The following is a 26,606-nucleotide window of genomic DNA, read 5'->3' as shown; positions in this document are numbered from 1 at the left end:
AACCGATTAGGGGGAAGCGCAAGCTTCCCCCTTTTCTTATAGTGGGTAGTCGGGCAAGACATTGAAGGTGTCCCGAAGGGCTTCCGACCACCGCTCCGACACTTCCTTATAGTATGGATCATCCTGCTCCAGGCGCGCCCGGTATCCGAGAGACAACGAATCGCGCTCGTAGAACGTCATGTCGAGCGGCATCCCGACTGATAAATTCGATCTGATCGTCGAATCGAAAGAGATCGCCAGAAGTTTGGTGGCTTGCGAGAAACTCATGTCAGGATCGTAAGCGCGGATGAGTATAGGTTTACCGTACTTCGTCTCACCAATCTGAAAGAATGGCGTGTCCTCGCTGCTCTCAATAAAATTCCCTTCCGGGTAGATCAGGAAAAGACGCGGTTCGCCGCCCTTCACCTGCCCACCCAGAATAAAAGAGGCGCTGAAGGCATCAGCGTTTTGGCCTCCCGAAGCGGACGTCGCGATCACCTCTTTAACCGTGTCTCCAACAAGCCGTGCCGTCTGATACATGGAGGGGGTTTTCAAAAGGGTCGGCGAACGATCCGCAACACTCTTGGCTCGTTCATCCAGCAAGCTGACGACCGCCTGTGTCGTCGCCAAATTGCCTGCAGCGAGCAACACGAAGGCCCGCTCGCCTGGAACCTCCCACGTGTACATCTTCTTGAAAACCGAGATGGAATCGACCCCGGCGTTTGTGCGGGTGTCCGACATGAAGGCCAGTCCGCGATTAAACTTCACGCCGACGCAGTAAGTCATCGAAAGGGTCCCAGTGGAAAAGAAAACTACTGCTCTACCGTGATGTGAACTTCAAGAAGTTCCTGCGCGAGGCCCACGCGTATACCCGAAAACGGCATTGCGTCCCGATAGTCGCGGCCGACTGCGATGCGAGTATATCGGTCGTCAGGTGAAATACCGTTTGAAACGTCAAAGCCGACCCAGCCGAGGCCATCAATATGGGCCTCGGCCCACGCATGGGTAGCCACCTGCTGAACGGTATCATCCAGCATAAGGTAGCCGCTCACGTACCGCGCGGGGACACCAAGCCTTCGTGCTGTGGACAGGAAGATATGCGTGTGATCCTGACAAACACCCTCCCCCATGTTCAACGCTTCTTCCGCGGTTGTAGAAGCGTCCGTAGCTCCAACACGATAGGAGACACGCTGCCGGATACGGGCGGATAAATCATGCAACTGCTCCAGCAGATCGACATTCCGCTCATCGCCGTTTAGCAATTCAGTCGCCAATGGACCGTGCTGCGTAAGTGCGGTTTCCTGCTGAAAAAGCCATAATGGTGCATCTCCCGAATGGGGCCCGAGGACACCAGAAACGTTCTTAACTTCAACCTCGCCGGATGCGAGTATGGTGACCTGAGAGGTGCCAGGCGTCACGCTAAACAGACGCGTGTCGTTGCCGAAATGGTCGTTAAATCGGACCTCTTCCTTTGCGCCCAACACGTCCAATTTCCAGGAAAAGACATCCTGTGTGGGCCCCGATTGGGGACAAAGACGTATCCGCTGAAGCGCGTAAGGCAGCGGGCTGTCGTAGCTATATTGGGTCTGGTGCGAGATCCTGAGCCGCATCAGAAGAACCTGTAATCTTCTGCAACTTCTTCGCCGAACCTGTTGTTACAGCGAATGAAATGACTGAGGAACTCGTGAAGGCCATTCTCAAAGATCTGGTCAATTGAGTCGGGAGCTAATTGGCGGCGGATCTCGTCCAAGGTGTCATGACAGGTATGGCGCTCGCCATAATCTTCCGCCAGCAATTCCAGGCCTTCCGCGATCATACGATAACAAAAGGCCAGCGAACGAGGCATCCGCCGGTTGAGTATGAGAAAGTGCGCGATGTTCCTCGGTTTGTAATCCGCCTCGTACACCCACCTATACGAACGGTGCGCCGAGACGGACCGCAAGATCGATTCCCATTGGTAGTTGTCCAGTGAGGAACCGACCCAGGACAGAGAGGGCAGAAGAACGTAATATTTTACGTCTAGGATACGTGCGGTGTTGTCCGCACGCTCCACATAAATTCCGAGCTGCGCAAAATCGAAGATCTCGTTTCGAAGCATCGTGCCATGAAACGCACCCCGGATCAGCGCGGTCTGGCGCTTGATCTGGTCGAGGATCGACGGCAATTCGCGCTGGTCAATTTCCGGTGCCAGCAGTGTCTTGAACGCCATCCAGGTCTCGTTGATGCTTTCCCAATTTTCACGGGTCAGCGCCGTTCTGACCATTCGCGCATTAGAACGTCCGGCCTCGATGCACGAGATCACGCTGGATGGATACGTGCTGTCTCTGAGAAGGAAATCTCCAACAGCTTCTGCCGTGTAGCTGGAATAGCGCGCCTCATAGGCGGCCTTGGCTCCCGCACTCGCCACAACTGATGACCATTCGTCCGAGGCGGATTCAGTGCGGGTCAATGCAAGTCGAAGACCCGCGTCGACGAGGCGTGCCATGTTTTCTGCGCGTTCGATGTAGCGGCTCATCCAGTAGAGGTCGTTTGCCGTGCGTCCAAGCAGCATGTCAGTGCGCCCCCTTACCAGTCATCCAGCACCCATGTGTCCTTGGTACCGCCTCCTTGAGATGAATTGACCACGAGGGATCCCTCTTTGAGGGCAACGCGAGTCAGCCCGCCGGGGACGATCGTGATACGGTCCGACATGAGAACGAACGGACGAAGGTCGACATGGCGCGGAGCAAGACCTGCCTCGGTCAGTATAGGGCACGTCGAAAGAGCCAAAGTCGGTTGAGCAATGTAGTTTGCAGGATTGGCCTTTAGCTTTGATGCGAACAGGTCTCTTTCTTTTTTTGAAGCGGCGGGCCCGACCAGCATGCCGTAACCGCCTGATCCATGCACCTCCTTGACGACCAACTCTTCAAGGTGCTCGATTACGTATTTAAGGCTATCCGGCTCGGAGCACCGCCACGTAGGGATGTTACCGAGTATCGCTTTTCGGCCGGTGTAAAACTCGATGATCTCCGGCATGTAGGAGTAGATCGCCTTATCGTCGGCGATTCCCGTCCCAGGCGCGTTTGCGAGCGTGATGTTCCCGGCCCGGTAAACGTCCATGATACCCGGGACCCCCAGCGTCGAATCCGGCCGGAAAGTAAGCGGGTCGAGAAAAGAATCATCGACACGCCGATAGAGCACGTCGATCCGCTTGTATCCTTGCGTTGTCCGCATCGCCACATGCCCATCAATCACGCGCAGATCATGTCCCTCGACCAGTTCGACCCCCATCTGGTCAGCGAGAAACGCATGCTCGAAATAGGCGGAGTTGTAGATGCCCGGAGTGAGCACGGCCACTGTAGGCGCGCCCTTCGCCGGTTCGGGAGCAACCATCGAAAGAGACTGCCGCAGCAATTGCGGGTAATCTTCGACTGGGCGAACCTTGATTTTTTGAAACAGCTCCGGGAAGAGCTGCATCATCGTCTCTCGGTTCTCGAGCATATAGGAGACGCCCGAGGGCGTACGAGCATTGTCCTCCAGAACGAAAAACTCGTTTTCGCCAGTGCGCACAATATCGACGCCAATGATGTGAGTGTAGACACCAGAAGGCGGGCGCACTCCGATCATCTCGGGAAGGAATGCTTCATTTCCCGCAATCAAATGCTTCGGAAGGCGTCCCGACCGGATGATCTCCTGCCGATGGTAGATATCGTCAAGAAATGCATTCAGCGCCTGAACCCGTTGTTCGATGCCCTGGGTAAGGCGGCGCCACTCACTGCCTGAGATTATCCTTGGAATAATGTCGAATGGTATCAGGCGCTCAGCCGCCTCTGCCTCGCCATAGACCGCGAAGGTGATGCCGGTTTTTCGGAATACCGATTCCGCATCCAGCATCTTTTCTTTCAGGCGCGCCGGATCTTGATTCTGAAACCAGGAATCGTATCCGGCGTAAGGTTGCCTCGTTCCCGCGCCTCCCGGACGCATCTCATCGAATGATGCCAAACGGAAACCTCCATTCCAGGCTATTTCAATCAGCATCTGGAATGAAAGCAAGTCCTTTTAGCAACCGCTGAGATGATCTCTCGTTGAACGAAAGCTTCTCCAGGACCAGGCTCCTCGACGAAACCCTAGTCCTTTTGAATTACTTCAGAACGCCTTACGAAGGTGTTGAATACGCGGTTTAAAAGCCCGTCACCGAGGCGGTATATCTCCAGCGGCCCAAGCCGCTGAAATTTCGGCCGCGCGATCGGAAAAGCGACCAGCTTCGATCGCCGACCTGATGTCAGCCATCAATTGCTGATAGTAGGCCAGATTATTCCATGTCAGCAGCATGCCTCCCAGAGCCTCGCCAGACTTAACGAGGTGGTGAAGGTAGGCACGGGAATAGTCACGCGCTGCGGGGCATGGTGATTCTTCGTCCAAAGGTCGCGGATCGTCGGCGTGCCGCGCATTGCGTAGATTGACCTTCCCTCGCCTGGTGAAAGCCAGTCCGTGGCGTCCAGCCCGGGTCGGCATCACACAGTCGAACATGTCGATCCCCCGAGCGACAGATTTCAACATGTCGTCAGGAGTTCCGACGCCCATTAGATATCTTGGCTTGTCAGCAGGCATGATCGGACAGGTCACGTCCAGCATATCAAGCATGACTTTCTGCGGTTCGCCGACGGCTAGGCCGCCGACAGCATAACCTTTGAGGTCCATCGCCTTGAGCGCTTCGGCAGAGCGCTCACGCAACGCCGGAATATCGCCGCCCTGGACAATGCCGAACATAGCCTTGCCGGGCTGATTGCCAAATGCAGCCTTGCACCTTTCGGCCCAACGCAAGGACAATTCCATTGCACGTTCAATGTTCTTGGCGTCGGTCGGCAGTGCAACGCACTCGTCCAACTGCATCTGGATGTCGGAATCCAGAAGCCCCTGAATCTCTATTGACCGCTCGGGTGACATCTCGAACTTACGGCCATCAATATGCGACTGGAAGGTAACGCCCTGTTCGTTCAGCTTGCGAAGCTGCGCCAGTGACATGACCTGAAAGCCGCCGGAATCTGTGAGAATAGGATACGGCCACTTCGCAAACTCATGCAGACCGCCCAACCTCGCCACCCGCTCCGCTCCCGGGCGCAGCATCAGGTGATAGGTGTTCCCCAAAATAACATCGGCACCAAGGTCCCTGACCTGGTCCATATACATCGCCTTGACGGTGCCACCCGTGCCGACTGGCATAAACGCAGGCGTACGAATGGTCCCCCGCGGCATGCTGATTTCGCCCCGTCGCGCCTTGCCGTCAGTTGCGAGGAGTTTGAACGTGAACTGCTCAGTCACAAGTCACTCCGGAAAAGAAGGCTGGAATCGCCGTAAGAATAGAAGCGATACTCATTTTCGATTGCGTGCGCATAAGCGGCCCGCATGGTCTCCAGACCTGCAAATGCCGAGACCAGCATGAACAGGGTCGAGCGCGGCAAGTGGAAGTTGGTCATAAGCACGTCCGCGGTGCGGAATTTGTAGCCGGGCGTTATGAATATATCCGTGGATCCGGACCATTCCTGCAGTCGGCCATCTGGACCAACCGCGCTTTCCATCAGCCGCAGAGACGTCGTGCCCACTGAAACGATACGGCCTCCGCGTTCCTTGACCGCGTTGAGCGCTGCGGCAGTCTGTGCCGATACGTATCCGATTTCGGAATGCATCTTGTGATCGGCTGTGTCGTCCGCCTTGACGGGCAGGAAGGTGCCAGCCCCGACATGCAATGTCACAAAGTGCTTCTCGATACCCGTAGATTCGAGCGCGGAAAACAGACTTGGCGTAAAGTGTAATCCTGCCGTTGGGGCAGCGACTGCCCCCTCTTCACGCGCATAAATCGTCTGGTAATCCGCCTTATCGCGCTCATCATCCATTCGGCGCGTCGCGATATAGGGCGGAAGAGGAATGTGTCCCACCGCATGAAGCGCTTCGTCCAGCGCCGGTCCAGACAGATCGAATGCGAGCGTGACCTCGCCTGCTTCCCCTTTGTCGATGACTGTCGCATCGAGCGACCCGACGAGACAAGTGTTGCTCCCATGACCGAAATTGATCCGGTCCCCGACCACCAGCCGTTTGGCAGGACGGGCAAAAGCCTTCCATCGATCTGCCGCAACACGCATGTGAAGCGTTGTATCGATCTGGGAAACCGAACCATCCCGTCGACGAAGCCCTGTCAGCTGCGCCGGAATAACCCGTGTATCGTTGAAAACAATCGCGTCCCCCGGACGCAGAAAGGCGGGAAGATCACGCACGATGCGATCTTCAAAACCTCGCCTGTCCTTCACCACCAGCATCCGTGCCGAATCACGAGGCTCTGCCGGTCGCAGCGCGATCCGCTCGTCAGGTAAGTCGAAGTCGAAGAGATCTACTCGCATTCAGCAAGCCTGTTCCAAGCGCCAATTTCAAAGGAGATGAGGCAGTCAAATTGAAAAAGTCAAAATGGTTCAGGGCGCGACCGCTCCTTCCGGAGAGGTCGCGCCCTGCAATAAGGCTTAGTTAGGCCTGGACGTCGGCGGCGACGCGCATCGTGACGATGCTGTCCGGATCGCGCACCGGCTCGCCGCGCTTGATCTTGTCGATGTTCTCCATGCCTTCAATGACCTGACCCCAGACAGAGTACTGGCGGTTCAGCCACGCAGAATCATCAAAGCAGATGAAGAACTGCGAATTCGCCGAGTTCGGGTTCTGCGAACGAGCCATTGAGCAGGTGCCGCGAACGTGGCTCATATTCGAAAACTCTGCCTTCAGGTCCGGCTTGTCGGAGCCACCCATGCCCGTGCCGGTCGGATCACCGGTCTGAGCCATAAAGCCCTCGATCACACGGTGGAAAACGATCCCGTCGTAGAAATTCTCACGAGCAAGCTCCTTGATGCGCGCGACGTGGCCCGGTGCGACATCTGGCAGAAGCTGAATGACGACCTTGCCTTTCGTCGTCTCCATGATGATCGTGTTTTCGGGGTCTTTGATCTCGGCCATCTGGCATCCTTCCTGATCTGGTGTTTCTTAATTGGCGTCTGCGGCGATACGCGCGGAGATCATGCGATCCGGATCAGTGACGGCACCATTGGGACCCTCACCGCGCTTGATGTTATCGACGAACTCCATGCCGCTTTCGACGTTGCCGACGACCGTATACTGTCCATCGAGAAACGATCCCGGCGCGAACATGATGAAGAATTGTGAGTTGGCAGAATTCGGATCCTGCGCGCGAGCCATTCCAACCGTGCCTCGGACAAACGACTCTGCAGAGAATTCGGCTTCAATCGTTCCCAATGAGGAGCCGCCTGTGCCAACACGCTGGCTGTTATAGGCTTCCGTGAGATCCCCGAACTGAACATCGCCAGTTTGGGCCATGAAGCCCTCGATCACGCGGTGGAAAGCGACGTTGTCATACTCGCCCGCCCGAACCAGCTTTTTGATCTGCTCAACGTGCTTGGGGGCCAAGTCATCGCGCAGTGCAACGACGACCTCCCCGTCCTTGAGCTGAATGACCATCTTGTTCTCCAGCTCTTCAGCAAGAGCTCCAGAGCTGGCGAAAATGCTGGCCGCGACCAAAGCGGACGAGAAAAATTTCGTAAAGTGCATGTGTGGCTCCGCTTTTAGGCGTTAAACTTCCGAGCAAGTGCCTGAGCCACATTGGCTGGCACAAATGGACGGATATCGCCGCCCATGGACGCAATCTGGCGAACAAGTGTGGCTGTAATTGTGCGAACCGCGGGGCTTGCAGGCAAAAATACGGTCTGAAGATCTGGTGCCATGATACCGTTCATGCCGGCCATCTGCATTTCGTAGTCAAGATCAGTACCGTCTCGGAGCCCACGGATCAGCATCGTCGCGCCGTGCTGACGCGCGGCATCGACAAGCAGTCCTTTGAAAGCAACAATTTCGAGACGAACTGCGTCTTCGCCGAGTTCTTGCGCCGCCCACGCATTGATCAGCTCGACCCGCTCATCAAACGTAAAGAGCGGCTGCTTGGAAGCTTGAACGCCGATCCCGATGATGACCTGGTCGGAGCAAACCAGCGCTCCCCTTAACACATCCAGGTGGCCATTGGTCAGGGGGTCAAACGATCCGGCGTAGAATGCGGTGCGGCTTGTCATATCTGGCTTCTATCTGGAGGCCACGCTCATGGCAATCATCCACAGGCGCAGGATGAACAACAGCTGAACGCCTTCCTCAGCGACTGTTCAACCCCGAAAACGGAAAAGTTGGGCCTGCGTTGAAACCAATATCTGGGTTCGACCGTTATTTGAGCACGAAGGAGACATGCGATGATGATCTACCTGCTTGCCACCACCATGACCCTGGCCATGCTGATCGCGACCGCCCTAGGCCTCCATAGCGAAGCCCAGAGCGTTAAGCTGGAAGCGCAGCGCAAAGCTGCTCGTCGCAATGTCACCTTCGGCTAACTAGTCCTCCAGCGGTGCGGGTGGCGTTTCCTGCGCGCCATCCGCACTTTCTTCCTCATCCTCGGGCTCGGATATCCGCTCGACAGATACGACCTTCTCACCCGCAGCCGTATGGAAAATCGTGACGCCCTTGGTGGCACGGCTTGCATATCTGATGCCGTTAACGGGCACGCGTATGACCTGCCCGCCGTCTGAGACGAGCATGATCTGATCTTCGTTCTCGACCGGGAATCCTGCGATCAGGCTGCCAATTTCCGCGACCTTTGAAACGTCAGTGGCGCGAATGCCCTTGCCACCTCGCCCGGTAACCCGGAAGTCGTACGAGGAAGATCGCTTGCCGTAACCCAGCTCGGTTACGGTGAGGACAAATTGCTCTCTCGTCTTGAGCTCTTCGTAGCGCTCAGGGCTGAGAACCGCCTCTTCACCAACCTCTTCGTTGGTCAGGCTGATTTCTTCATTCTCGCCGTCATCGCTGGTCAGTTTGCGTTCAAATGCCGACTGCTTGAGATAGGATGCACGCTCCGCCGGCGACGCGTCGACGCCATGCAGGATCGTCATCGAGATCGCCTTGTCGTCATCGCCAAGCGCAATTCCGCGAACACCCTGAGAGTCGCGGCCCTTGAAGACGCGAACATCAGTGACCGGGAACCTGATGCACTGACCGGAATCTGCAATCAGCAGGACGTCGTCGTGCTCGGTGCAAGTTTCAACAGCGAGGATGGCATCGCCTTCCTCGTCGAACTTCATCGCAATCTTGCCGTTGCGATTCACCTGAACGAAATCGCTCAGCTTGTTCCGGCGTACGGTACCGCGCGTTGTCGCGAACATCACGTCCAGATTCGACCAGCTGCTCTCGTCTTCCGGCAGTGGCAGGATCGCCGTAATGCGATCGCCCGCATCAATGCTCAGAAGATTCACCAGGGCCTTGCCACGTGACTGCGGAGTACCAATCGGCAGACGCCACACCTTCTCCTTGAACACGATGCCACGCGAGGTGAAGAACAGGACCGGAGTGTGCGTATTGGCAACGAACAGACGTGTAACGAAGTCGGTGTCCTTCGTGGACATGCCGGAACGGCCTTTCCCGCCCCGCGCTTGTGCCCGGTAGATCGATAGGGGCACCCGCTTGATGTAACCTTCGTGGGTAACCGTGACGACCATGTCTTCCCGCTGGATGAGGTCTTCATCATCCATATCCGCGCCGCCCTCGACCAATTCGGTCCGACGAGGCGTTCCAAATTCCTCACGCACCGCGACCAGCTCATCCTTCACAATCTGGAGGATGCGCACGCGCGACGAGAGGATGTCGAGAAATTCAGAAATTTCCGCGCCAATGACATTCAACTCGTCCGCGATTTCATCACGACCAAGCGCTGTCAAACGCTGCAGGCGCAGTTCGAGAATTGCACGAGCCTGCTCTTCCGAGAGGTTATAAGTGCCGTCCTCATTGATGCGATGACGCGGATCGTCGATCAGCTGGATCAGCGCTTCCACGTCCGCAGCAGGCCAGCGACGCGTCATCAACTGCTCGCGAGCGGTCTGAGGGTCAGGAGCATGCCTGATCAGCTTGATGACCTCGTCGATATTCGCGACGGCAATCGCGAGACCAACGAGAACATGCGCGCGCTCACGAGCCTTGCGAAGCAGGTACTTCGTGCGTCGGCTCACCACTTCCTCACGGAAATGGACGAACGCCCTGAGCATCTCGAGCAGACCCATCTGCTCGGGCTTGCCGCCGTTCAATGCAACCATATTGGCGCCGAACGAAGTCTGCAGAGGCGTAAATCGATAAAGCTGATTGAGGATGACGTCAGCGTTTGCGTCGCGCTTCAGCTCAACCACAACCCGATAACCCAGACGGTCACTTTCGTCCCGGATGTCGGAGATGCCCTCGATACGTTTGTCGCGTACGAGCTCGGCCATCTTTTCGATCATCGTCGCCTTGTTCACCTGGTACGGAACCTCGGTGATGATGATCGCCTCACGATCGTTGCGGATCTCCTCCACATGCACCTTGCCGCGCATGATGATGGAGCCGCGGCCGGTCTGGTAAGCCGAATAGATTCCTGCACGTCCAAGAACAATGCCGCCGGTAGGGAAATCTGGCCCAGGAATAATCTCCATGAACTCCGGCAATTCCATCTCAGGATTGTCGATCAAGGCGACACAGCCGTCGACGAGTTCCCCAAGATTGTGTGGCGGAATGTTGGTAGCCATACCAACCGCGATACCCCCGGACCCGTTGACCAGGAGGTTCGGGAAGCGCGCAGGCAGCACCTTCGGCTCGGTCTGCGAACCGTCGTAGTTTTCCTGGAAGTCGACAGTATCCTTGTCAATATCTTCGAGAATTTCGTGGGCGACCTTGGTCAGGCGCGCCTCTGTGTATCGCATCGCTGCCGGAGGATCGCCATCGATCGAGCCGTAGTTACCCTGCCCGTCAACGAGCGGCACGCGCATGGACCAGTCCTGCGCCATGCGAACCAAGGCGTCATAAATCGACACATCGCCGTGCGGGTGGTATTTACCCATCACGTCCGAGACGGGACGCGCGGATTTCACATACTTACGATTCCAATGGTAGCCGCTCTCGTGCGAAGCATAGAGGATGCGGCGATGGACTGGCTTAAGCCCATCTCGCACATCCGGCAGCGCTCGAGACACGATCACGCTCATCGCGTAATCGAGATAGCTTCGCTGCATCTCCTCTATGATGGAGATCGGCTCGATGCCTTCAGGCATATCCTGAGGCTCGCGCGGCGTGGTCTGGTCAGTCAATGGAGATCACGATCATGCTGGAAAACACCCACTCCTTATATAGGAAGAGCCGCCATTTTTCCAAACTGATCCGTCAATTTCCAGTGCCATTTTTGCTATAAGAGTCATTATGTTAGCTGTGGAGGTCGAATGTCCGTCGATAGCGACGCGTTAGCTCACGGCAAAATCGGAAATCGATGGGTCTCAACGCGAATCGCCTGCGGGCCTGTTTTGAGGCAGAGTGGTCCCAACTGGCGCTGCAGATCACAGCGTCGCCGGTACTCGTGGGGGAGCGAATTGTATGCCTGAACTAGACGTGATCTTTAATGCGTTTGTAACGATCCTTGTCACGATCGACCCGCCCGGACTTGCACCGCTCTTCTTGGCGCTTACTCCTGGCATGGACAGAAAACAGCGAATGCAGGTCGCTTCCCGGGCAACAATAATCGGCTTTGCCATCCTGACGCTATTTGCGGTCGCTGGCGTGGTGATACTTTCTGTATTCGGGATAACTTTGCCAGCCTTCCGCGTAGCAGGCGGATTGCTGCTGTTCTTCATTGCCTTCGAGATGATTTTCGAACGGCGTACCGAGCGCAAGGAAAAGAGCGCGGAAACCGCCATCACCAAGGATCACATTCGAAACATCGCGGCGTTTCCGCTGGCGATACCGCTGATGGCGGGCCCCGGAGCCATCTCCGCGACCGTCCTCCTTTCCGGCTCCTTTACCGGTGCCTCAGGTCACTTGACACTGGTAGCAATTCTCGCGGCATGTCTGATCCTGACATGGCTTACATTTGCGGCGGCTGAGCGCGTAGATCGGTTCTTGGGGGAAACAGGCCGATCCATCCTGACCCGCCTTCTCGGCGTCATACTGGCGGCCCTCGCGGTCCAGTTTGTTGCGGATGGCATAAAGGCACTCATGTCGGCCTGAACTCTGGCCGACATGAGTGGAACTTGACGGTACGATTTATTCGGCCGGGGCCGGAGCTTGCGCAGGGGCCGGCGCACCGTCCGGGGCGGCAGCAGCGTCTGTGATGTGCGTATTGATACGCTGCGCTAGCTCAGGATCAGCCTGAGCTGCCTGTATGATCATGTTGTACTCTTCGACGGTAATACCGTCGGAGGAATTGACTGCCTCAACCATCTTCTGCCCCGCTTCCTGCTGGAGCTTTTGCTGGTCTTCTACAGACCCGGCTGCAGCAATCTGCGGCTGATACTCCTGCGTCAGCTCACTGACTTCCAGGAATGCAACGGCGAAGGAACGGAGCTTCTGTTCATCGAGATTTGGTGCGGCTGCGGCAGGGGCCTGCGTTTCTGCATTCGCCGCGGGAGCGGTGGCGTCCTGTGCGATCGCAGCCCCCATTGCTCCCGAAAGCCCGATAAGCGCGGCAGAAAATCCGGTGAGCAAGGTACGGTTCAGTCTCATGCACATATTCCTCTTCTGGGTCCTCGACGGGACGGAAAAGGCTAACGCAGATACGCCCTAACCCGGGTGCGAAAGCCAGACGTCAGGGAACCGCCAGAAGCTGATTTGAATGTGGCGGAAGCCGCGCAAAATAGTGATCACGCGTCACTTATACAAAACGGGCGAGATAAAACTTTATCCCGCCCGCCCAAACGTCTTGAATTACTTCCGTGGCAACTGAGGAACTATAGAGCGCTTGGAAGCATCCTTGCCCTTGGCGTCATCCTCAACCGCCACCGCCTTCTTGGCGTTCTTTCGTTTGGCTGGTTGCCCTTCCGGAACTTCCTTCTTCGGCCTTACCGGAACTTCATCAGCAATCGCCTCAAGCCTCAGAACGTCGCTGCCAAGATCATCCTTCTCGACCTTCACGCGAACCGTCCCACCGTGGCGCAATTTGCCGAAGAGAACCTCATCCGCGAGCGGCTTCTTGATGTGCTCCTGGATAACCCGAGCCAGAGGACGAGCGCCCATGCGCTCATCGTAGCCCTTCTCTGCCAGCCAAGCGACTGCCTCAGGTGTCAATTCAAAGGTCACGCGGCGCTCGGCGAGCTGTGCCTCAAGCTGCATGACGAACTTCTGCACCACCTGATGAATGACAGGGACCGGGAGTGAGCCGAAGGGCACGATTGCATCGAGACGGTTCCGGAACTCTGGGGTAAAGAGCCGGTTGATTGCCTCCATGTCGTCGCCGTCGCGCTTGGAGGAGCCAAACCCGATGGCAGCCTTGGCCAGATCGGCCGCACCCGCATTGGTGGTCATGATCAAGATGACATTGCGGAAGTCGACCTGCTTGCCGTTGTGATCGGTCAGCTTGCCGTGATCCATGACCTGCAACAGGATGTTGAACAGATCCGGATGCGCCTTTTCGATCTCGTCGAGCAAAAGTACGCAATGCGGATGCTGATCAACACCATCAGTCAACAGCCCACCCTGGTCAAAACCGACATATCCGGGAGGCGCACCGATCAGGCGAGATACCGTGTGGCGCTCCATATATTCCGACATGTCGAAACGCAGAAGCTCCACACCCAGCGACTTCGCCAGCTGTTTTGCAACTTCGGTCTTGCCGACACCGGTCGGCCCGGAGAACAGGTAGGAGCCAATCGGCTTGTCCGGCTCTCGCAGGCCTGCCCGCGCCAGCTTGATCGCGGAAGCCAGCGCCGTGATAGCTGTGTCCTGGCCATAGACGACACGCTTCAGCTCTTCCTCAAGCGAGGCGAGAACCTTTTCGTCGTCGGCAGAAACCGTCTTCGGTGGAATGCGGGCCATCGTCGCAACGGTCGCCTCGATCTCCTTGATGGTGATCGTCTTCTTCCGCTTGTTTTCGGGCAAGAGCATCTGCGACGCACCAGTTTCGTCGATCACGTCGATCGCCTTATCCGGCAGCTTCCGGTCGTTGATGTAGCGTGAGGAAAGCTCGACCGCGGCCTTGATCGCCTCGTTCGTGTACTTGACCTTGTGGAAGTCCTCGAAATAGGGCTTCAGCCCCTTCATGATCTCGATGGCATCCTCGACCGTTGGCTCGTTCACGTCGATCTTCTGGAAGCGACGGACAAGCGCCCGATCCTTCTCGAAGAACTGACGGAACTCCTTGTAGGTGGTCGAGCCGATGCAACGGATCGCGCCCGAAGACAGCGCCGGCTTCAGGAGGTTGGAGGCGTCCATTGCCCCGCCAGAGGTCGCACCCGCACCGATCACCGTATGGATTTCATCGATGAACAGGACCGCGCCGGGATAATCCTCAAGCTCCTTGACAACCTGCTTCAGGCGTTCTTCGAAGTCACCACGATAGCGGGTACCCGCCAGAAGCGTGCCCATGTCGAGCGCAAAAATCGTTGCATCGCGCAGAACTTCAGGCACCTCGCCATCGACGATGCGCTTTGCCAGCCCTTCCGCAATCGCAGTCTTGCCGACGCCCGGATCACCCACATAAAGCGGGTTGTTCTTTGAGCGACGGCACAGGACCTGGATCGTGCGATTGATCTCGTTGGTACGACCGATCAGGCGGTCGATCTTACCCGAGCGCGCTTTCTGATTGAGATTCACGCAATAGGCAGTCAGCGCATCCTGCTGCTTCTTCTTGCCGCTCTCCTCGCCTTCCCCGGCAGAATTCGACGGCTCATCCTCGTTGGCTCCCCGCGGGCTCCGGCTCTCCGATGCACCAGGACGCTTGGCAATGCCGTGGCTGATGTAGTTCACGGCATCATAACGCGTCATCTGCTGTTCCTGCAGGAAGTAGGCAGCATGGCTCTCGCGCTCGGCAAAGATTGCCACGAGAACATTCGCGCCTGACACTTCCTCCCGGCCCGAGGACTGCACATGAATGACCGCACGCTGGATGACACGCTGGAAACCGGCAGTCGGCTTCGAATCTTCGTCATATCCAGTGATCAGATTATCGAGTTCAGTATCGATGTAGTTGAGAACCGTCTGCCGCAGCTCGTCAATGTTGACGCTGCAGGCGCGCATCACAGCGGCAGCATCCGGATCATCCAGTAGTGCCATCAGCAAATGTTCGAGGGTGGCATATTCGTGATGGCGCTCATTGGCCAGTGTCAATGCCCTGTGCAGTGCCTGTTCCAGGCCTGGGGAGAAAGCCGGCATTCAGTACCTCATTTCTTTTCCATCACGCACTGGAGCGGATGCTGGTGCTGTCGGGCGAAGTCCATGACCTGAGTCACTTTGGTCTCAGCCACCTCGTAAGTATAGACCCCGCATTCCCCTACCCCATGATTGTGCACGTGAAGCATGATCCGGGTCGCGGCCTCCCGGTCCTTCTGGAAGAAGCGCTCCAGAATGTGCACAACGAATTCCATCGGCGTATAGTCGTCATTCAGGATCAGAACTCGATAAAGTGACGGTTTCTTGATCTTCGGCTTGGTGCGCGTGATGACTTCGGTCCCGCGTCCGATACCGCTACCGCGACCCTCATCGCCCTGCATCCTGAACATCAGTCCAGTCCTAGCTTCCCCTGCCTTCACTGCTCACATTCCCTGCTAGAGCCGTGCCCAGGCACGACATGTAGGCACTTATACGCGAATTTTAAGATCAATTCGCGCCCTGACAATAGATGCGGCACGCACGTGTCCGCGAAAACCGAGCCGTGCGGCCAGAACCGCGCGACAAACAAAAGAGATTTCAGCCTCTCGGGCGCTTTAGCGTCGAGCATCTCCAAACTCAACGCATTGCCGCATTCCTGTTCGCAAGACCCGCCAGAGCCATCCGTTAGCGAAAAGTTGATCAAATTGGTGAACGAGCAGGTTACCATAAACGGACTGGTAACACTCTCCCCGATATCGTCGCTCCAGTCGTGCCAGACATCCGAAGGCACCGCCCCCCCGAAGTCGACGAAGAGCGTTTTGCTATGTTTGTGCGTACAGCGTCCGCTGAGTTTTTTTCGCAGATCCTGAACCTCCACCGAACAGTCACAATCCTTTTCGCCGCGATTTTCTTAGTTGCAGCGTCTTTGGGACAGGCATCAGCGAATTCCCGCTACGCCGCCTATGTGATGGATGCCAAGACTGGCAAAGTGCTGTTCTCGAGCAATGCCGACTCCCGGCGCTACCCTGCATCGTTGACGAAGATGATGACGCTCTACCTTCTGTTCGAGGGGATGAAGGAAGGGCGTTACAAGTCATCGTCGCGAATTCCGGTCAGCGCGAGGGCAGCCGCCGAGCCACCTACCAAGCTGGGTGTTAAGGCTGGAGGATCGATCACCGTCGAGCACGCTATCAAGGCTCTCATTACGCGCAGCGCCAATGATATCTCGACCGCCGTCGCAGAGTTCGTGGGCGGATCAGAGCAGGCATTTGCCCGCATGATGACGGCAAAGGCTCGTCAGCTTGGAATGACCAACACCCAGTACCGCAACGCGCACGGGCTGCCGAACACCGAGCAGTACACCACAGCGCGTGACCAGGCGATTCTGGGCATCGCCCTGCGTGAGCATTTCCCGCAATATTACACCTACTTTTCCACCCGCTCCTTCAAGTTCGGCAAGCAGACCATCAACTCGCACAACCGCCTGCTTGGCAAGCTCCAGGGGACGGACGGCATCAAGACAGGATACACCCGCGCTTCCGGGTTCAACATCGTGACCTCGGTTCAGCGTGATGGCCGCTCGGTTGTCGCGGTTGTGATGGGGGGCAAGAGCGCCGCCAGCCGCGACCAGCACGTCGCCGCCCTGATCCGCGACCATTTCCCCCAAGCGTCGCGGCGCGGCGGTGGCAATCTGGTCAGCGCACCGCGTCCGGCACCTCGTGCCCAAGAAGTTGCAGCAGCGAGCATCGCTTTGCCGCGTCGTGATATCCCGGTCCCGTCCTTACGTCCTGATGGCGAGGTTGATATGCAGGTCGCAGCCTATATCCAAACGCAAACGCCTCCGGCCGTCGCTGCAGCTGCCGCTGCGATGCCGTCGCGCGTCACCCCACCCGCAGCAGTTCCGGTCCCAACCGCTTCGCCGGCATCGGATGACCGTTTCGCAGTGGACAGCATGAGCACCGCCTCCATCCAGACGAGCGGCTGGGCCGTCCAGATCGCTTCCTCAACCTCTCAGAAGGAAGCGCTCGCGGCGCTGGTTCGTGCGGGCAAAAACGCATCCGGCATCGTCTCGGACGCAAATGCGTTCATCGAAGAGTTCAACAACAAGGGCACTCTCTATTACCGCGCCCGCTTCGGCTTCAGTTCGAAGAACCAGGCCGTCAACGCCTGCAGCGCCCTAAAGAAGCAGAAGATCGATTGCTTCACCTCGGCGCTCTGACGTCAGCCCGATGATCAACGTTTCCCCGTTTAGTAGTGTGTCGAAGGGAGACCTACCTTTGAGAAGACAGCAGAACTTCCTTGGCTTCATTGATCCGCGCAGCAAGGAACGAGCTGCCGCCGAGATCGGGATGCACCCGCTGCATCAATCGACGGTGGGCCTTTCGAATGTCCGCCGCACTGGCTCCCGCTTCAAGACCAAGGACCTGGTAGGCCTCCTGCTTGCTCATGGGGCCCGAAGCTGGCGTGCCACGTTGCCGGTCGCCAGCCTCCGTCTCGCCGTGACTACGCCAGACGGGAAATCGGCGGTCCAGATACGCCTCAAGTAATTGAAGGCTTTCTGGATCAGACGACAATTCCTTGCCTAGCTCGATCAACTCAGGAAGATCGAGAGAGGCTAGGGACTGCCCTTCCCGACTTCCCGCGAGAACATGACCTTCGAGCATTCCGCTATCATGATCGAGTTCCATCTCGAGTGCGGCTGTGCGAACAGAAGACCGCATGCCGGGTGACGGTTTCGCCTTCTCCTTGCTGCGGGACCGCATGTGCCAGGCAAAAGCTGCGGAGAGGAGCATCCCCCCGGCTGCAGCCCTTCCGATCAGCAAAAGTAGTGCACCAAGCGCCCCAACGAGGGCCGGTCCAATGAGCTTGAGGGCCCTGGATAGCCGGACGGGGTCCGTACGAATGAACAGAAGCGTCAGGCCAATGATGACGACCAGAGCGGCCGCGCCGTAAAACAGAAAAGTCATCCTCCTCCATCCGGTGACTTCAGGTGAGAGATGAGGAGGCGATCTTCGGGTCGGCCCCGCGCCTCCAACGCCTTTACCCCACCGGTCGCAAAGACCGCGATCGCAGAGAGGAGCTTCGCGAGGGTATCTGCGGCGTTGGCGTCAAACCGGAACCATGCCCCTTTCGACAGGCGGGCAAATTCACGGAAGGCGATCTCGACGCCGGGCTCCCGCCCCTCCTGAAACAGAAATATCGGCACGCCGCGCACACCGAGTTCACCCGCCTTCTTGGCAAGCAGGTCAACGCCCTCCTCCATCGAATCACCGATGAAGACAACGGCATTCACTTTTTCGCGTTCGGTCTCTCTCAGCGCCTGGGTGAATACCTTTCCAATCTGCGTAGGCCCGCCGCGACAAACAATCTTCGTCATCAGGTTCTTGAGGGTCGATCCATCCCCCACAAAACGAGACGCGCGACATTCATCTATGCCGCGGAAGTAGACCAATTGAACTTTCAGGTCGCCGGCCCTGGCGACTGCATCGAACATCTGCGCCTGCAGCCTGCATGCCAGGTCCCAAGTGGGTTGCCGGCTCATGGTGGCGTCTAATGCGAGGATAATACGACCTGAGCCCACAGCAGGCGTGATTGCCCTAACCTGCGAGAGAAACGCATTTATCTCGGCGCGATCTGACCGGGAAACCGGATCGGTCACGTGGCTATTGGAAAGCTGCCGCTTGTCTTGGTTCATGCTTTGAAGATGTGCTGCAGCTCCCGCGCTTGCAAGCCCTTGCTCACAGCAGGCCAAGCTCCGTCAATTCACGTCGCAGCTCAAGCGGAAGCTCGTCACCCGATTCGGCTCCCGCGAGGTCTTCCGGTGCATCCTTGGGATCCAGGTAACGCCATCCCTGAAAAGGACGGCGCGGTTGCCACTCGGTACGAATTATCTCAGGTTCGAGAATGAGGCGGCATCTTCCAATGCCCTCAGCATCGGTGAATGGCTGGATGTCGAGCAGACGCTGCCGGCATTGCACCCCACCTTTGATGATCCAATAGATCGAACCGCCGGACAGAAGCTCCTCAACTCGTTTGGGAACCATCCGCGTTGTGTGAAAATGATCAATGGCAAGGCCTGAGCGCCGCTTCTCTTCAAGCTTCAGCGCAATCCAGCCTTCCAGATCTTCAACGCTCTCGACGCCGACGCACAGTTTGATGAGGTGAAGTGACATGCACCCTATTTAGTTCGCTGAGCTGTCGTGATGAAGGGCCAGACTCGCATGTCCACAGCAGTCAGCACTCAACGACATTCACGGCCAGACCACCAAGGCTGGTTTCCTTGTATCGCTCATTCATGTCGACACCGGTCTGACGCATGGTCTCGACTGCCGCATCGAGTGGAACGAAGTGGGTTCCATCCCCCTTGATCGCCAATGACGCCGCAGTGACCGCTTTAACCGCGCCCAGTGCATTTCTTTCGATGCAGGGAACCTGGACAAGACCGCCGACTGGATCGCAGGTCATGCCGAGGTGATGTTCCAGCGCGATTTCAGCAGCGTTTTCCACCTGCTGTGGCGTTCCGCCCATGACTGCGCACAGCCCCGCCGCCGCCATTGCCGATGCGGAACCCACCTCGCCCTGGCAGCCTACTTCGGCTCCCGATATGGACGCGTTGTGCTTGATGATGCCGCCAATGGCAGCCGCAGTCAGCAGGAAGTCGTGGATGGATTCGCGATCTGCCTCGACGTGGAAGTGCAGCCAATAACGCAGTACTGCAGGTACCACGCCGGCGGCGCCGTTCGTCGGGGCTGTAACGACCCGGCCACCTGCGGCGTTCTCCTCGTTGACCGCAATGGCATAAACGGAGAGCCAGTCATTGGCGAGGAGCGGATTGGGCCTGTTGTTTCTCCATTCTTCTTGCAACCGGTCGTGTAGCTGCCTTGCCCGGCGCTTCACCTTCAGGCCGCCAGGCATGATGCCTTCCTGCGTCAGTCCCCGGTCGATACAGGCAGACATAGCGCCCCACACCGCATCGAGACCCTCGTTAAGCTTCTCCCGCGACATGTTTCGCTCTTCATTGGCGCGCTTCATTTGCGCAACGGAGAGCCCACTTTTCGCAGCCATCGCCAACATCTGCTTGGCGTTCTCGAACGGATATGGAAATGCTTGGCTGCCGGCTTCACGCAGCGGCCCCTCTGCCTTCATGCGTTGAAGTTCTTCGTCTGAAACAACGAAGCCGCCACCGATCGAATAGTAGATGCGGCGCAACAGAAGGCGCCCGTCTGACGCAAATGCCGAGAATGCCATCCCGTTCGCATGTCCCGGCAATGGAACCTTCTTGTCGAGTACAAGGTCTGTACGCGGGTCAAAGTAATAGAGGGGGTGTCCTGCCGGGTTGACGCTTTTCGTGCGCTCAACCGTTTCGAGAACGTCATCTACGCGATCCGGATCAACTGTGGTCGGTGTCAATCCGGTGAGGCCAAGAATGACTGCACGATCCGTTCCGTGGCCGATCCCGGTAAATGCCAGCGAGCCATGCAGGCTTGCCGCAAGCCGGTGAACCTTGGTCCCCACTGGACGCGGCCAGTCTTCTCCGAGCAGCTCGTCCAAAAACCTCGCGGCCGCCGTCATTGGGCCCATTGTGTGGGACGATGACGGACCTATTCCGACCTTGAACAAATCGAACACGGAAAGGAACATCGCAGGCCTCCAGTTTTGACAGATGTTGTCTCTTCCTGCGAACTTTGCAACCGGCGTTCCGACGCACTCTGCTTCGACTGCGACATGAAGCCCAAAGAAAAAAGGCGCAGCCTGCGCTGCGCCTTGAGAATTCACCAAATGATGACTTGGTCTATCCTGCCACTAGGATTGTAGCGGCATCGGGACCGCCAAGAAGCCAGGCCAGCATGAAGATACCGGCGAAACCAATCACTGCCTTGGCGGTTACGCCCCAGCAGGATTTCTGAACGCTCTCGTCCATTGGTCGTCCTGTTAGCTGATTGAACTTTTTTCGGCTCTTTTGCGCCGCGACGGCCCCTTCCGTCAGCCCGGTACATAGCCCTTCCCCGACTCTTCCGCAATGCACAAACGGGCAGAACAGTGTCAGCCACCCCTCAGGGCGGGATCGCGCAGCTAAGAGATAACGCGAATTCAAATGCTTAGCAAAAATTGCAGTAAATGGAACGTGAACTCGTGCGGCGAAATTGTGACAGCGTCATCTTGGCGAAGTGAGGCCAGTTGCGGCACTGTCCATGCATGACGCTCGATTCTCATTATCTTCCCGTACTTGACCTTGTGGCGATCGCTTTCTTCGTCATGTGCTGGGGAATTTTCGCGCCCGGCATCCTCAAGCATCTGGTGCGACGACGCACCTTGACGGCGATGATGGATGCTCAGCGAGCCAACTGGATGCTTACGATGTCGCGCCGAGAGCTTCGCATGGTGGACACGAGCATCATGAGCGGACTGCAGCAAGGGACGGCTTTCTTCGCTTCCAGCTGCCTCCTTGCAATCGGCGGGTGTTTCGCCCTGTTCGGATCTGCCGATACGTTTCTGGAGGTTCTCAGCGAGATTCCGGCTCCACAGATCGCCACCCGCACTGCTTTTGAGGCCAAGGTATTTGGTCTCATCGGCATTCTCTCATACGGCTTTTTCAAGTTCGGCTGGTCGTATCGGCTGTTCAATTACTGCTCGATCCTGATGGGTGCGGTTCCTTCGTACCGCGAGGAACAGGCCTTACGTCCTGAATTTGAGATTGCGGTCGAGCGGGCCACACGCATGAACGTCCTCGCAGGGCGGCACTTCAACGAAGGCCTCCGCGCCATTTTCTTCGCTATCGCCTATCTTGGCTGGTTTATCGGCGCCTGGATGCTGATCAGCACGACGGTTTTCATCGTCACGGTCGAGATCCGCCGGCAATTCTTCTCAGCGGCCCGGGAGGCGGTGGTCGATTAAATCAGGTCTTCGGTGGGAAGATCCCGTCGATCCTTCCAGTTAGCCTATAAGCGATCAGACCGATCCATTCGCGCAGCCCTATTGCGAGATTTTGAAGGGAATCCGCGACATTATCCTGCGCAAGTCCCAGCGTTTCGGTGCCGGCTGTCCGGTAGTCTGTAGGCCAGGGTACCACGTCGAAACCAGCCTTACGAAACAATCCGACCGAACGAGGCATATGGAACGCGGAGGTTACCAACAGCCAGACTTCACCGCGCTGCGGATTTAGCAATTCCCTGGTCAGCGTCGCGTTTTCTTGAGTATTGCGAGACAAACGCTCCAGAACGAGGCGTTCCGGCTCAACGCCGAGCGCGGTAAGAAGCCGCGGAGCCGTGTCACCGTCACCTTCTCCCTCCAGGAGCAACGTCCCCGACCCACCAGTGACGACAATCTTTGCCTCAGGATAAAGCCGCGCGAGGATCGCCGCCTCAACGAAGCGGTCTCCACTGGCGTTGAGTTCATAGCCGCCACGGGCGAGATTGACGCTGCCCTCGAAGCCACCACCGAGCACGATCACACCCGCAACATTGTCTGGCGGCGGCACCGGCCTTTCGTAATAATCTTCAAGCGGGTGAAGAAGAAGCGCGCCGGCGGTGGTCCATGCGCCGAGCCCCAGAATGCTGAGGGCAGCCACGCTGCAAATCATCGACAGGCGACGAAATCTCAGCAGCCGCGCGCCGATACTCAGCGCGATCAGGATTCCGATCAGATTGATCGGCGTCGCAACAATCCAAAACAGCTTTGAAAGTGTGAAGAACATCGCTGCCCCATGCCATCTGGTCTACGCACTCGTCGCAGGCTCTGACTGCCGTTTCAAGGCCGCAGGATCGAAAAGCCCCACGCAAAACCGCAAAGAAAAAGGGAGCCGGCGGGCTCCCTTGATCGAAAGTTTGGCTGATCAGACAGATCCTACCACCACTTCTGCGGCTCGAAGCGACCTGCAGATTGTTCAATCACGTATGCCGCGCGGAACAAGGTTTCCTCTTCGAATGGCTTTCCAATCAGCTGAAGCCCAAGCGGCAATCCCTGATTGTCGAGACCTGCCGGCACCGAGATAGCCGGGAGGCCTGCCATATTCACTGTCACGGTGAAGATGTCGTTGAGGTACATCTTGACGGGGTCGGCGGCCATCTCCTTGTCGGCAATACCAAAAGCTGCCGATGGGGTTGCTGGCGTCAGGATCGCATCGACGCCCGCATCAAACGCCAGATCGAAGTCGCGCTTGATGAGCGAGCGAACCTTCTGAGCCCGAACGTAATACGCATCATAATAGCCTGCCGAGAGCACATAGGTGCCGATCATGACACGGCGCTTGACCTCGTCACCGAAACCGGCGGCACGGGTCTTCTCATACAAGTCAATAATGTCCTTGCCTGGCACACGCAGCCCGTAGCGGACGCCATCGTAACGGGCAAGGTTGGACGACGCTTCAGCCGGCGAGATGATGTAGTAAGCCGGCAGCGCATATTTGGTGTGCGGCAGCGAGATGTCGACGATCTCTGCACCTGCATCGCGTAGATATGCGATGCCCTCCTGCCACAGCTTTTCAACCTCATCTGGCATGCCGTCGACGCGGTACTCGTTCGGAATGCCAATGCGCAGCCCCTTCACCGACTGGCCGAGAGCTGACTCGTACTCAGGAACGGGAAGGTCGACAGAGGTGCTGTCCTTGAGGTCGGTCGAGGCCATCGACTTGAGCATAATCGCGGCGTCGCGTACGTCGCGGGAGATCGACCCTGCCTGATCGAGTGAGGATGCGTAGGCAATCGTGCCCCAGCGCGAGCAACGCCCATAGGTCGGCTTCATGCCAACCGTGCCAGTGAAGGCAGCGGGCTGACGGATCGAACCACCGGTATCGGTTGCGGTTGCACCTGCGCAAAGATGCGCGGCCACAGCGGCTGCGGAACCGCCGGACGAACCACCCGCGACAAGATCGGCATCCGAACCACGGGCCTTCCACGGGTTCTTCACCGGGCCGTAATAGCTGGTCTCGTTGGAGGAGCCCATTGCGAACTCGTCCATGTTGAGCTTGCCCAGCAAGACAGCGCCGTCAGCCCAAAGATTCGCCGTAACGGTCGACTCGTAGTCCGGCTTGAAGCCATTGAGGATGTGGCTCGCAGCCTGCGTGTGTACGCCCTTGGTCGCGAATAGATCCTTGATGCCGAGCGGGATGCCTTCGAGCGCACCGCCCTTGCCGCTCGCGAGACGCTCATCCGAGGCTTTCGCCATAGAGCGGGCAATATCGTGCGTCACCGCAACATACGCGTTGAATGCCGCATTATGCGCGTCAATCGCAGTCAGATACGCATCCGTCAATTCGGTAGCGGTGATCTCCTTGGCCTGCAGCTTGGTACGGGCTTCGGCGATGGTGAGTTGCGTCAGGTCGGTCATGAAACGTCCGTTAGGTAAGCCTGTGTGCTGCTCGAATGCGGTCCTGGAAGACCTACGCGGTCAACTATTCGACCACCTTGGGCACGAGGAAGAAGTTTTCTTCCGACGCCGGCGCGTTGGCGACAATGATGTCTGCGATGTTTCCATCCGTCACCCCGTCCTGTCGCTTTCTCATCGACTGCGGGATTACGGAAGTCATGGGCTCGACGCCTTCGACATCGACTTCACCAAGTTGTTCCACGAAACCTAAAATCGCGTTGAGCTTGCCAGTCATCTGGCTTGCTTCTTCCTCGGTTACGGCGATGCGGGCGAGTCGCGCCACACGCTTGACGGTGTCGATGTCGACGGACATGCGATGCTCCGGCCAGTTGCAGGGAAAACCATTGGTGGGGCTATAGCTGCACCGCTCGTGCGGCGCAACAATGAACACTGATTTGCGTTGTCACACTTCGAACGGCTTGCCGACTTCTGCCACCACCACTTCGGTAGCCGAACCCTTCATTCCCTCAACAAACTTGTCCGCAGTTTTCTCTACCAGCGGGAATGTTGCGTAGTGACACGGGATCACCTTGTCGAACTTGAAGTAACGCTGGCATGCCAGAGCTGCGACAGCTCCGCCCATGGTGAACCGGTCGCCAACGGGAACGATACCGATTGACGGCTGGTGCAGCTCATTGATCAGCGCCATGTCGGAGAAGATATCGGTGTCACCCATGTGATAGGCCGACTCGCCATTCGGGAAGTGCAGAACCAACCCGTGCGGATTGCCGAGATAGATGTTCTCGCCGCCCTCTCCCGGGAATGATGACGAGTGCAACGCCTGGGTAAACGTGACGGTGAAGCCCCCGCAATCAACGGTGCCACCGCTGTTGCCCTGATTGATGCGGTTCTGATCCACGCCCTGGCTCACCAGAAACCGACAGATTTCGGGGTTAGCCACCAGCATAGCGCCCGTTTTCTTCAGGATATCTGCCGAGTCGCCGATGTGGTCACCGTGGCCGTGGGTCAGCAATACGTGGGTAACACCTTCCGCCACCTCTTCCCATCCCTTGCCCCAGGACGGGTTCCCGGTGAGGAAAGGATCGATCAGGATGGCGGCGTCACCAACTTCGATCCGGAATGCGGAATGTCCGTACCAGGTGAGCTTCATTGGGAGAGCCTCCTCGCTTTATCGTGATGTTCAGGTTAGAACCCGCGCAGTTAGAAGCCTGCGGATTGGACCAAACGTGCCTGTGATCGACATAGCAGAGGTAGCCCATCTGGCAACACCCGGCACGAAACTGGCCGGGATCGATCTGGGCACAAAGACCATCGGGCTCGCAATCTCAGATGCCCGATTGGCATTCGCACACCCTCGGCCGGTCATCATGCGCAAAAAGTTCTCTGTCGATGCGCAGGCGCTTCTGTCAGAGGTTCAGAAGGAAAAAGTGGTCGGGATCGTGATCGGCCTTCCCGTCAACATGGATGGCAGTGAGGGCCCCCGCGTTCAGGCCACCCGCGCCTTCGTTCGCAACATGGAAAAGCTGACATCGCTTCCGTTCATCTATTGGGACGAACGATTGTCCACCGTGGCGGCGGAGCGGACGCTGATTGAGATGGATGTCTCAAGGCGCAAACGCGAGGACCGTATCGATTCGGCTGCGGCAGCCTTTATTCTGCAGGGGGCACTCGACCGGGTTCGGACACTGCAGGCCTGACCCTCGCTCTCCACCACTCCAGAATTTCGCGACGCCGGCGAAAGCCAAAAATCGAAAAAATCAGCAAAGTGTCGACGGCGCATGCCCGTGCCACCATGGGGCCTATGGCGCTGGGGTCGACGCCCAGCAATTCCCCATAAAACCCGAACGCAAAGTCGTGCAGGACACGGGAGAAGAACAACAATCCGAAATTGATGTCGTTGTAGGACAGGAAGTACCAGCCCCAGAAGAACCCCATAGGCAATCCCCAGAAAATGAGGATGTAACGCATCAGCTTTGGCCCCGTATAATGGCGTGCGCTCTGGAAGGCAGGAAGTCGGAATTTCAGGTTCGCTTCCGACAGCGCAACACTGAACCTGCTCTTACTTAACAGCAACGGAAACCATTCCTTAGGGTTAACTCTCCAGCAAACATCGTCTGGCCCAACGATCTCACCTT

Annotated in this window: 28 protein-coding genes; 5 read left to right on the top strand and 23 right to left on the bottom strand. The window is 57.4% G+C overall.

Annotated elements, in window-relative coordinates; genetic code table 11:
* Positions 1–36: 36 nt before the first annotated feature.
* From IOD40_RS01925 to coaD, 9 genes are all read right to left on the bottom strand, one after another.
* Entirely contained in the window at positions 37–765 is a 729-nt protein-coding gene (locus tag IOD40_RS01925; RefSeq protein WP_198473720.1) for a proteasome-type protease, read from the bottom strand.
* A gap of 26 nt (positions 766–791) precedes the next feature.
* Positions 792–1,589, bottom strand: a complete 798-nt coding sequence (locus IOD40_RS01920) for a transglutaminase family protein (RefSeq protein ID WP_198473718.1) — start codon at positions 1,587–1,589, stop codon at positions 792–794.
* Positions 1,589–2,530, bottom strand: a complete 942-nt coding sequence (locus tag IOD40_RS01915) for an alpha-E domain-containing protein (protein ID WP_198473716.1) — start codon at positions 2,528–2,530, stop codon at positions 1,589–1,591. Before IOD40_RS01915 ends, IOD40_RS01920 begins: the two co-directional genes overlap by 1 nt.
* A 14-nt stretch (positions 2,531–2,544) precedes the next feature.
* Positions 2,545–3,960 (bottom strand): circularly permuted type 2 ATP-grasp protein, encoded by a 1,416-nt coding sequence (locus tag IOD40_RS01910; protein ID WP_198473714.1) that lies wholly within the window; start codon positions 3,958–3,960, stop codon positions 2,545–2,547.
* 189 nt (positions 3,961–4,149) lie between these two features.
* Positions 4,150–5,280, bottom strand: a complete 1,131-nt coding sequence (gene tgt / locus IOD40_RS01905) for a tRNA guanosine(34) transglycosylase Tgt (RefSeq protein WP_198473712.1) — start codon at positions 5,278–5,280, stop codon at positions 4,150–4,152.
* On the bottom strand, positions 5,277–6,353 hold the full coding sequence (gene queA, locus IOD40_RS01900) for a tRNA preQ1(34) S-adenosylmethionine ribosyltransferase-isomerase QueA (RefSeq protein WP_198473710.1): 1,077 nt from the start codon (positions 6,351–6,353) through the stop codon (positions 5,277–5,279). The genes tgt and queA overlap by 4 nt, the downstream gene beginning before the upstream one ends.
* A 121-nt stretch (positions 6,354–6,474) precedes the next feature.
* Complete coding sequence (locus tag IOD40_RS01895) at positions 6,475–6,954, bottom strand: peptidylprolyl isomerase (protein ID WP_198473707.1); 480 nt, start codon at positions 6,952–6,954, stop codon at positions 6,475–6,477.
* A gap of 27 nt (positions 6,955–6,981) precedes the next feature.
* A complete protein-coding gene (locus tag IOD40_RS01890; RefSeq protein WP_407649059.1) occupies positions 6,982–7,473 on the bottom strand; it encodes a peptidylprolyl isomerase in 492 nt (163 codons plus the stop codon).
* A gap of 104 nt (positions 7,474–7,577) precedes the next feature.
* Entirely contained in the window at positions 7,578–8,078 is a 501-nt protein-coding gene (gene coaD / locus IOD40_RS01885) for a pantetheine-phosphate adenylyltransferase (protein WP_198473703.1), read from the bottom strand.
* 171 nt (positions 8,079–8,249) lie between these two features.
* On the opposite strand from coaD, the gene IOD40_RS01880 reads away from it, so the two are divergent.
* Positions 8,250–8,387: a hypothetical protein gene (locus IOD40_RS01880; protein ID WP_198473701.1), complete on the top strand. Its 138-nt coding sequence runs from the start codon at positions 8,250–8,252 to the stop codon at positions 8,385–8,387.
* Here IOD40_RS01880 and gyrA read toward each other — a convergent pair whose 3' ends face one another.
* A complete protein-coding gene (gene gyrA, locus IOD40_RS01875) occupies positions 8,388–11,162 on the bottom strand; it encodes a DNA gyrase subunit A (RefSeq protein ID WP_407649047.1) in 2,775 nt (924 codons plus the stop codon).
* A gap of 280 nt (positions 11,163–11,442) precedes the next feature.
* On the opposite strand from gyrA, the gene IOD40_RS01870 reads away from it, so the two are divergent.
* A complete protein-coding gene (locus IOD40_RS01870) occupies positions 11,443–12,072 on the top strand; it encodes a MarC family protein (protein WP_198473699.1) in 630 nt (209 codons plus the stop codon).
* A 36-nt stretch (positions 12,073–12,108) separates the two neighbouring features.
* On the opposite strand, the gene IOD40_RS01865 is transcribed toward IOD40_RS01870, so the two are convergent.
* The 3 genes from IOD40_RS01865 to clpS all read right to left on the bottom strand — a co-directional run bounded on the left by IOD40_RS01865 (position 12,109) and on the right by clpS (position 15,557).
* Positions 12,109–12,567 carry a DUF4168 domain-containing protein gene (locus IOD40_RS01865; RefSeq protein WP_198473697.1) on the bottom strand — a complete coding sequence of 153 codons (459 nt, stop codon included), beginning with the start codon at positions 12,565–12,567 and terminating at the stop codon, positions 12,109–12,111.
* A gap of 201 nt (positions 12,568–12,768) precedes the next feature.
* Positions 12,769–15,210, bottom strand: a complete 2,442-nt coding sequence (clpA, locus tag IOD40_RS01860; protein ID WP_198473695.1) for an ATP-dependent Clp protease ATP-binding subunit ClpA — start codon at positions 15,208–15,210, stop codon at positions 12,769–12,771.
* A gap of 8 nt (positions 15,211–15,218) precedes the next feature.
* Positions 15,219–15,557: an ATP-dependent Clp protease adapter ClpS gene (clpS, locus tag IOD40_RS01855; RefSeq protein ID WP_198473693.1), complete on the bottom strand. Its 339-nt coding sequence runs from the start codon at positions 15,555–15,557 to the stop codon at positions 15,219–15,221.
* A 557-nt stretch (positions 15,558–16,114) separates the two neighbouring features.
* Here clpS and IOD40_RS01850 point away from each other — a divergent pair.
* Entirely contained in the window at positions 16,115–17,365 is a 1,251-nt protein-coding gene (locus tag IOD40_RS01850) for a D-alanyl-D-alanine carboxypeptidase (protein ID WP_233713791.1), read from the top strand.
* A gap of 52 nt (positions 17,366–17,417) precedes the next feature.
* On the opposite strand, the gene IOD40_RS01845 is transcribed toward IOD40_RS01850, so the two are convergent.
* From IOD40_RS01845 to IOD40_RS20155, 5 genes are all read right to left on the bottom strand, one after another.
* Positions 17,418–18,113, bottom strand: a complete 696-nt coding sequence (locus tag IOD40_RS01845) for a DnaJ domain-containing protein (RefSeq protein ID WP_198473690.1) — start codon at positions 18,111–18,113, stop codon at positions 17,418–17,420.
* Complete coding sequence (locus tag IOD40_RS01840) at positions 18,110–18,841, bottom strand: VWA domain-containing protein (protein WP_198473688.1); 732 nt, start codon at positions 18,839–18,841, stop codon at positions 18,110–18,112. Before IOD40_RS01840 ends, IOD40_RS01845 begins: the two co-directional genes overlap by 4 nt.
* A 43-nt stretch (positions 18,842–18,884) precedes the next feature.
* Positions 18,885–19,319: a DUF1489 family protein gene (locus IOD40_RS01835; RefSeq protein WP_198473686.1), complete on the bottom strand. Its 435-nt coding sequence runs from the start codon at positions 19,317–19,319 to the stop codon at positions 18,885–18,887.
* A gap of 61 nt (positions 19,320–19,380) precedes the next feature.
* Positions 19,381–20,787, bottom strand: coding sequence for an L-serine ammonia-lyase (locus IOD40_RS01830; protein ID WP_198473684.1), 1,407 nt, complete (start codon positions 20,785–20,787; stop codon positions 19,381–19,383).
* A 151-nt stretch (positions 20,788–20,938) separates the two neighbouring features.
* On the bottom strand, positions 20,939–21,067 hold the full coding sequence (locus IOD40_RS20155; protein WP_267905041.1) for a hypothetical protein: 129 nt from the start codon (positions 21,065–21,067) through the stop codon (positions 20,939–20,941).
* 275 nt (positions 21,068–21,342) lie between these two features.
* Here IOD40_RS20155 and IOD40_RS01825 point away from each other — a divergent pair, with 275 nt between their 5' ends.
* Positions 21,343–22,041 carry a DUF599 domain-containing protein gene (locus IOD40_RS01825; RefSeq protein ID WP_198473682.1) on the top strand — a complete coding sequence of 233 codons (699 nt, stop codon included), beginning with the start codon at positions 21,343–21,345 and terminating at the stop codon, positions 22,039–22,041.
* A gap of 1 nt (position 22,042) precedes the next feature.
* Here the strand turns inward: IOD40_RS01825 and IOD40_RS01820 are convergent, their stop codons facing one another.
* The 4 genes from IOD40_RS01820 to IOD40_RS01805 form a co-directional block, all read right to left on the bottom strand.
* The gene (locus tag IOD40_RS01820; protein ID WP_198473680.1) at positions 22,043–22,840 is read right to left on the bottom strand and encodes a YdcF family protein; all 798 of its coding nucleotides are present in this window, start codon (positions 22,838–22,840) and stop codon (positions 22,043–22,045) included.
* A 149-nt stretch (positions 22,841–22,989) separates the two neighbouring features.
* The gene (gene gatA, locus IOD40_RS01815; protein ID WP_198473678.1) at positions 22,990–24,471 is read right to left on the bottom strand and encodes an Asp-tRNA(Asn)/Glu-tRNA(Gln) amidotransferase subunit GatA; all 1,482 of its coding nucleotides are present in this window, start codon (positions 24,469–24,471) and stop codon (positions 22,990–22,992) included.
* Between the two features lie 64 nt (positions 24,472–24,535).
* Positions 24,536–24,823 carry an Asp-tRNA(Asn)/Glu-tRNA(Gln) amidotransferase subunit GatC gene (gene gatC, locus IOD40_RS01810; RefSeq protein ID WP_198473677.1) on the bottom strand — a complete coding sequence of 96 codons (288 nt, stop codon included), beginning with the start codon at positions 24,821–24,823 and terminating at the stop codon, positions 24,536–24,538.
* Between the two features lie 90 nt (positions 24,824–24,913).
* Entirely contained in the window at positions 24,914–25,621 is a 708-nt protein-coding gene (locus tag IOD40_RS01805) for a metal-dependent hydrolase (protein WP_198473675.1), read from the bottom strand.
* A 76-nt stretch (positions 25,622–25,697) separates the two neighbouring features.
* Here IOD40_RS01805 and ruvX point away from each other — a divergent pair, with 76 nt between their 5' ends.
* Positions 25,698–26,168 (top strand): Holliday junction resolvase RuvX, encoded by a 471-nt coding sequence (ruvX, locus tag IOD40_RS01800; RefSeq protein ID WP_198473673.1) that lies wholly within the window; start codon positions 25,698–25,700, stop codon positions 26,166–26,168.
* On the opposite strand, the gene IOD40_RS01795 is transcribed toward ruvX, so the two are convergent.
* A complete protein-coding gene (locus IOD40_RS01795) occupies positions 26,122–26,439 on the bottom strand; it encodes a DUF6105 family protein (RefSeq protein ID WP_198473671.1) in 318 nt (105 codons plus the stop codon). The genes ruvX and IOD40_RS01795 overlap by 47 nt on opposite strands.
* Between the last annotated feature and the right edge of the window lie 167 nt (positions 26,440–26,606).

Origin of the sequence: Aquamicrobium zhengzhouense (assembly GCF_016124105.1) — a bacterium.
GTDB lineage: Bacteria > Pseudomonadota > Alphaproteobacteria > Rhizobiales > Rhizobiaceae > Aerobium > Aerobium zhengzhouense.
This window is presented reverse-complemented; position numbering and strand designations above follow the sequence as displayed.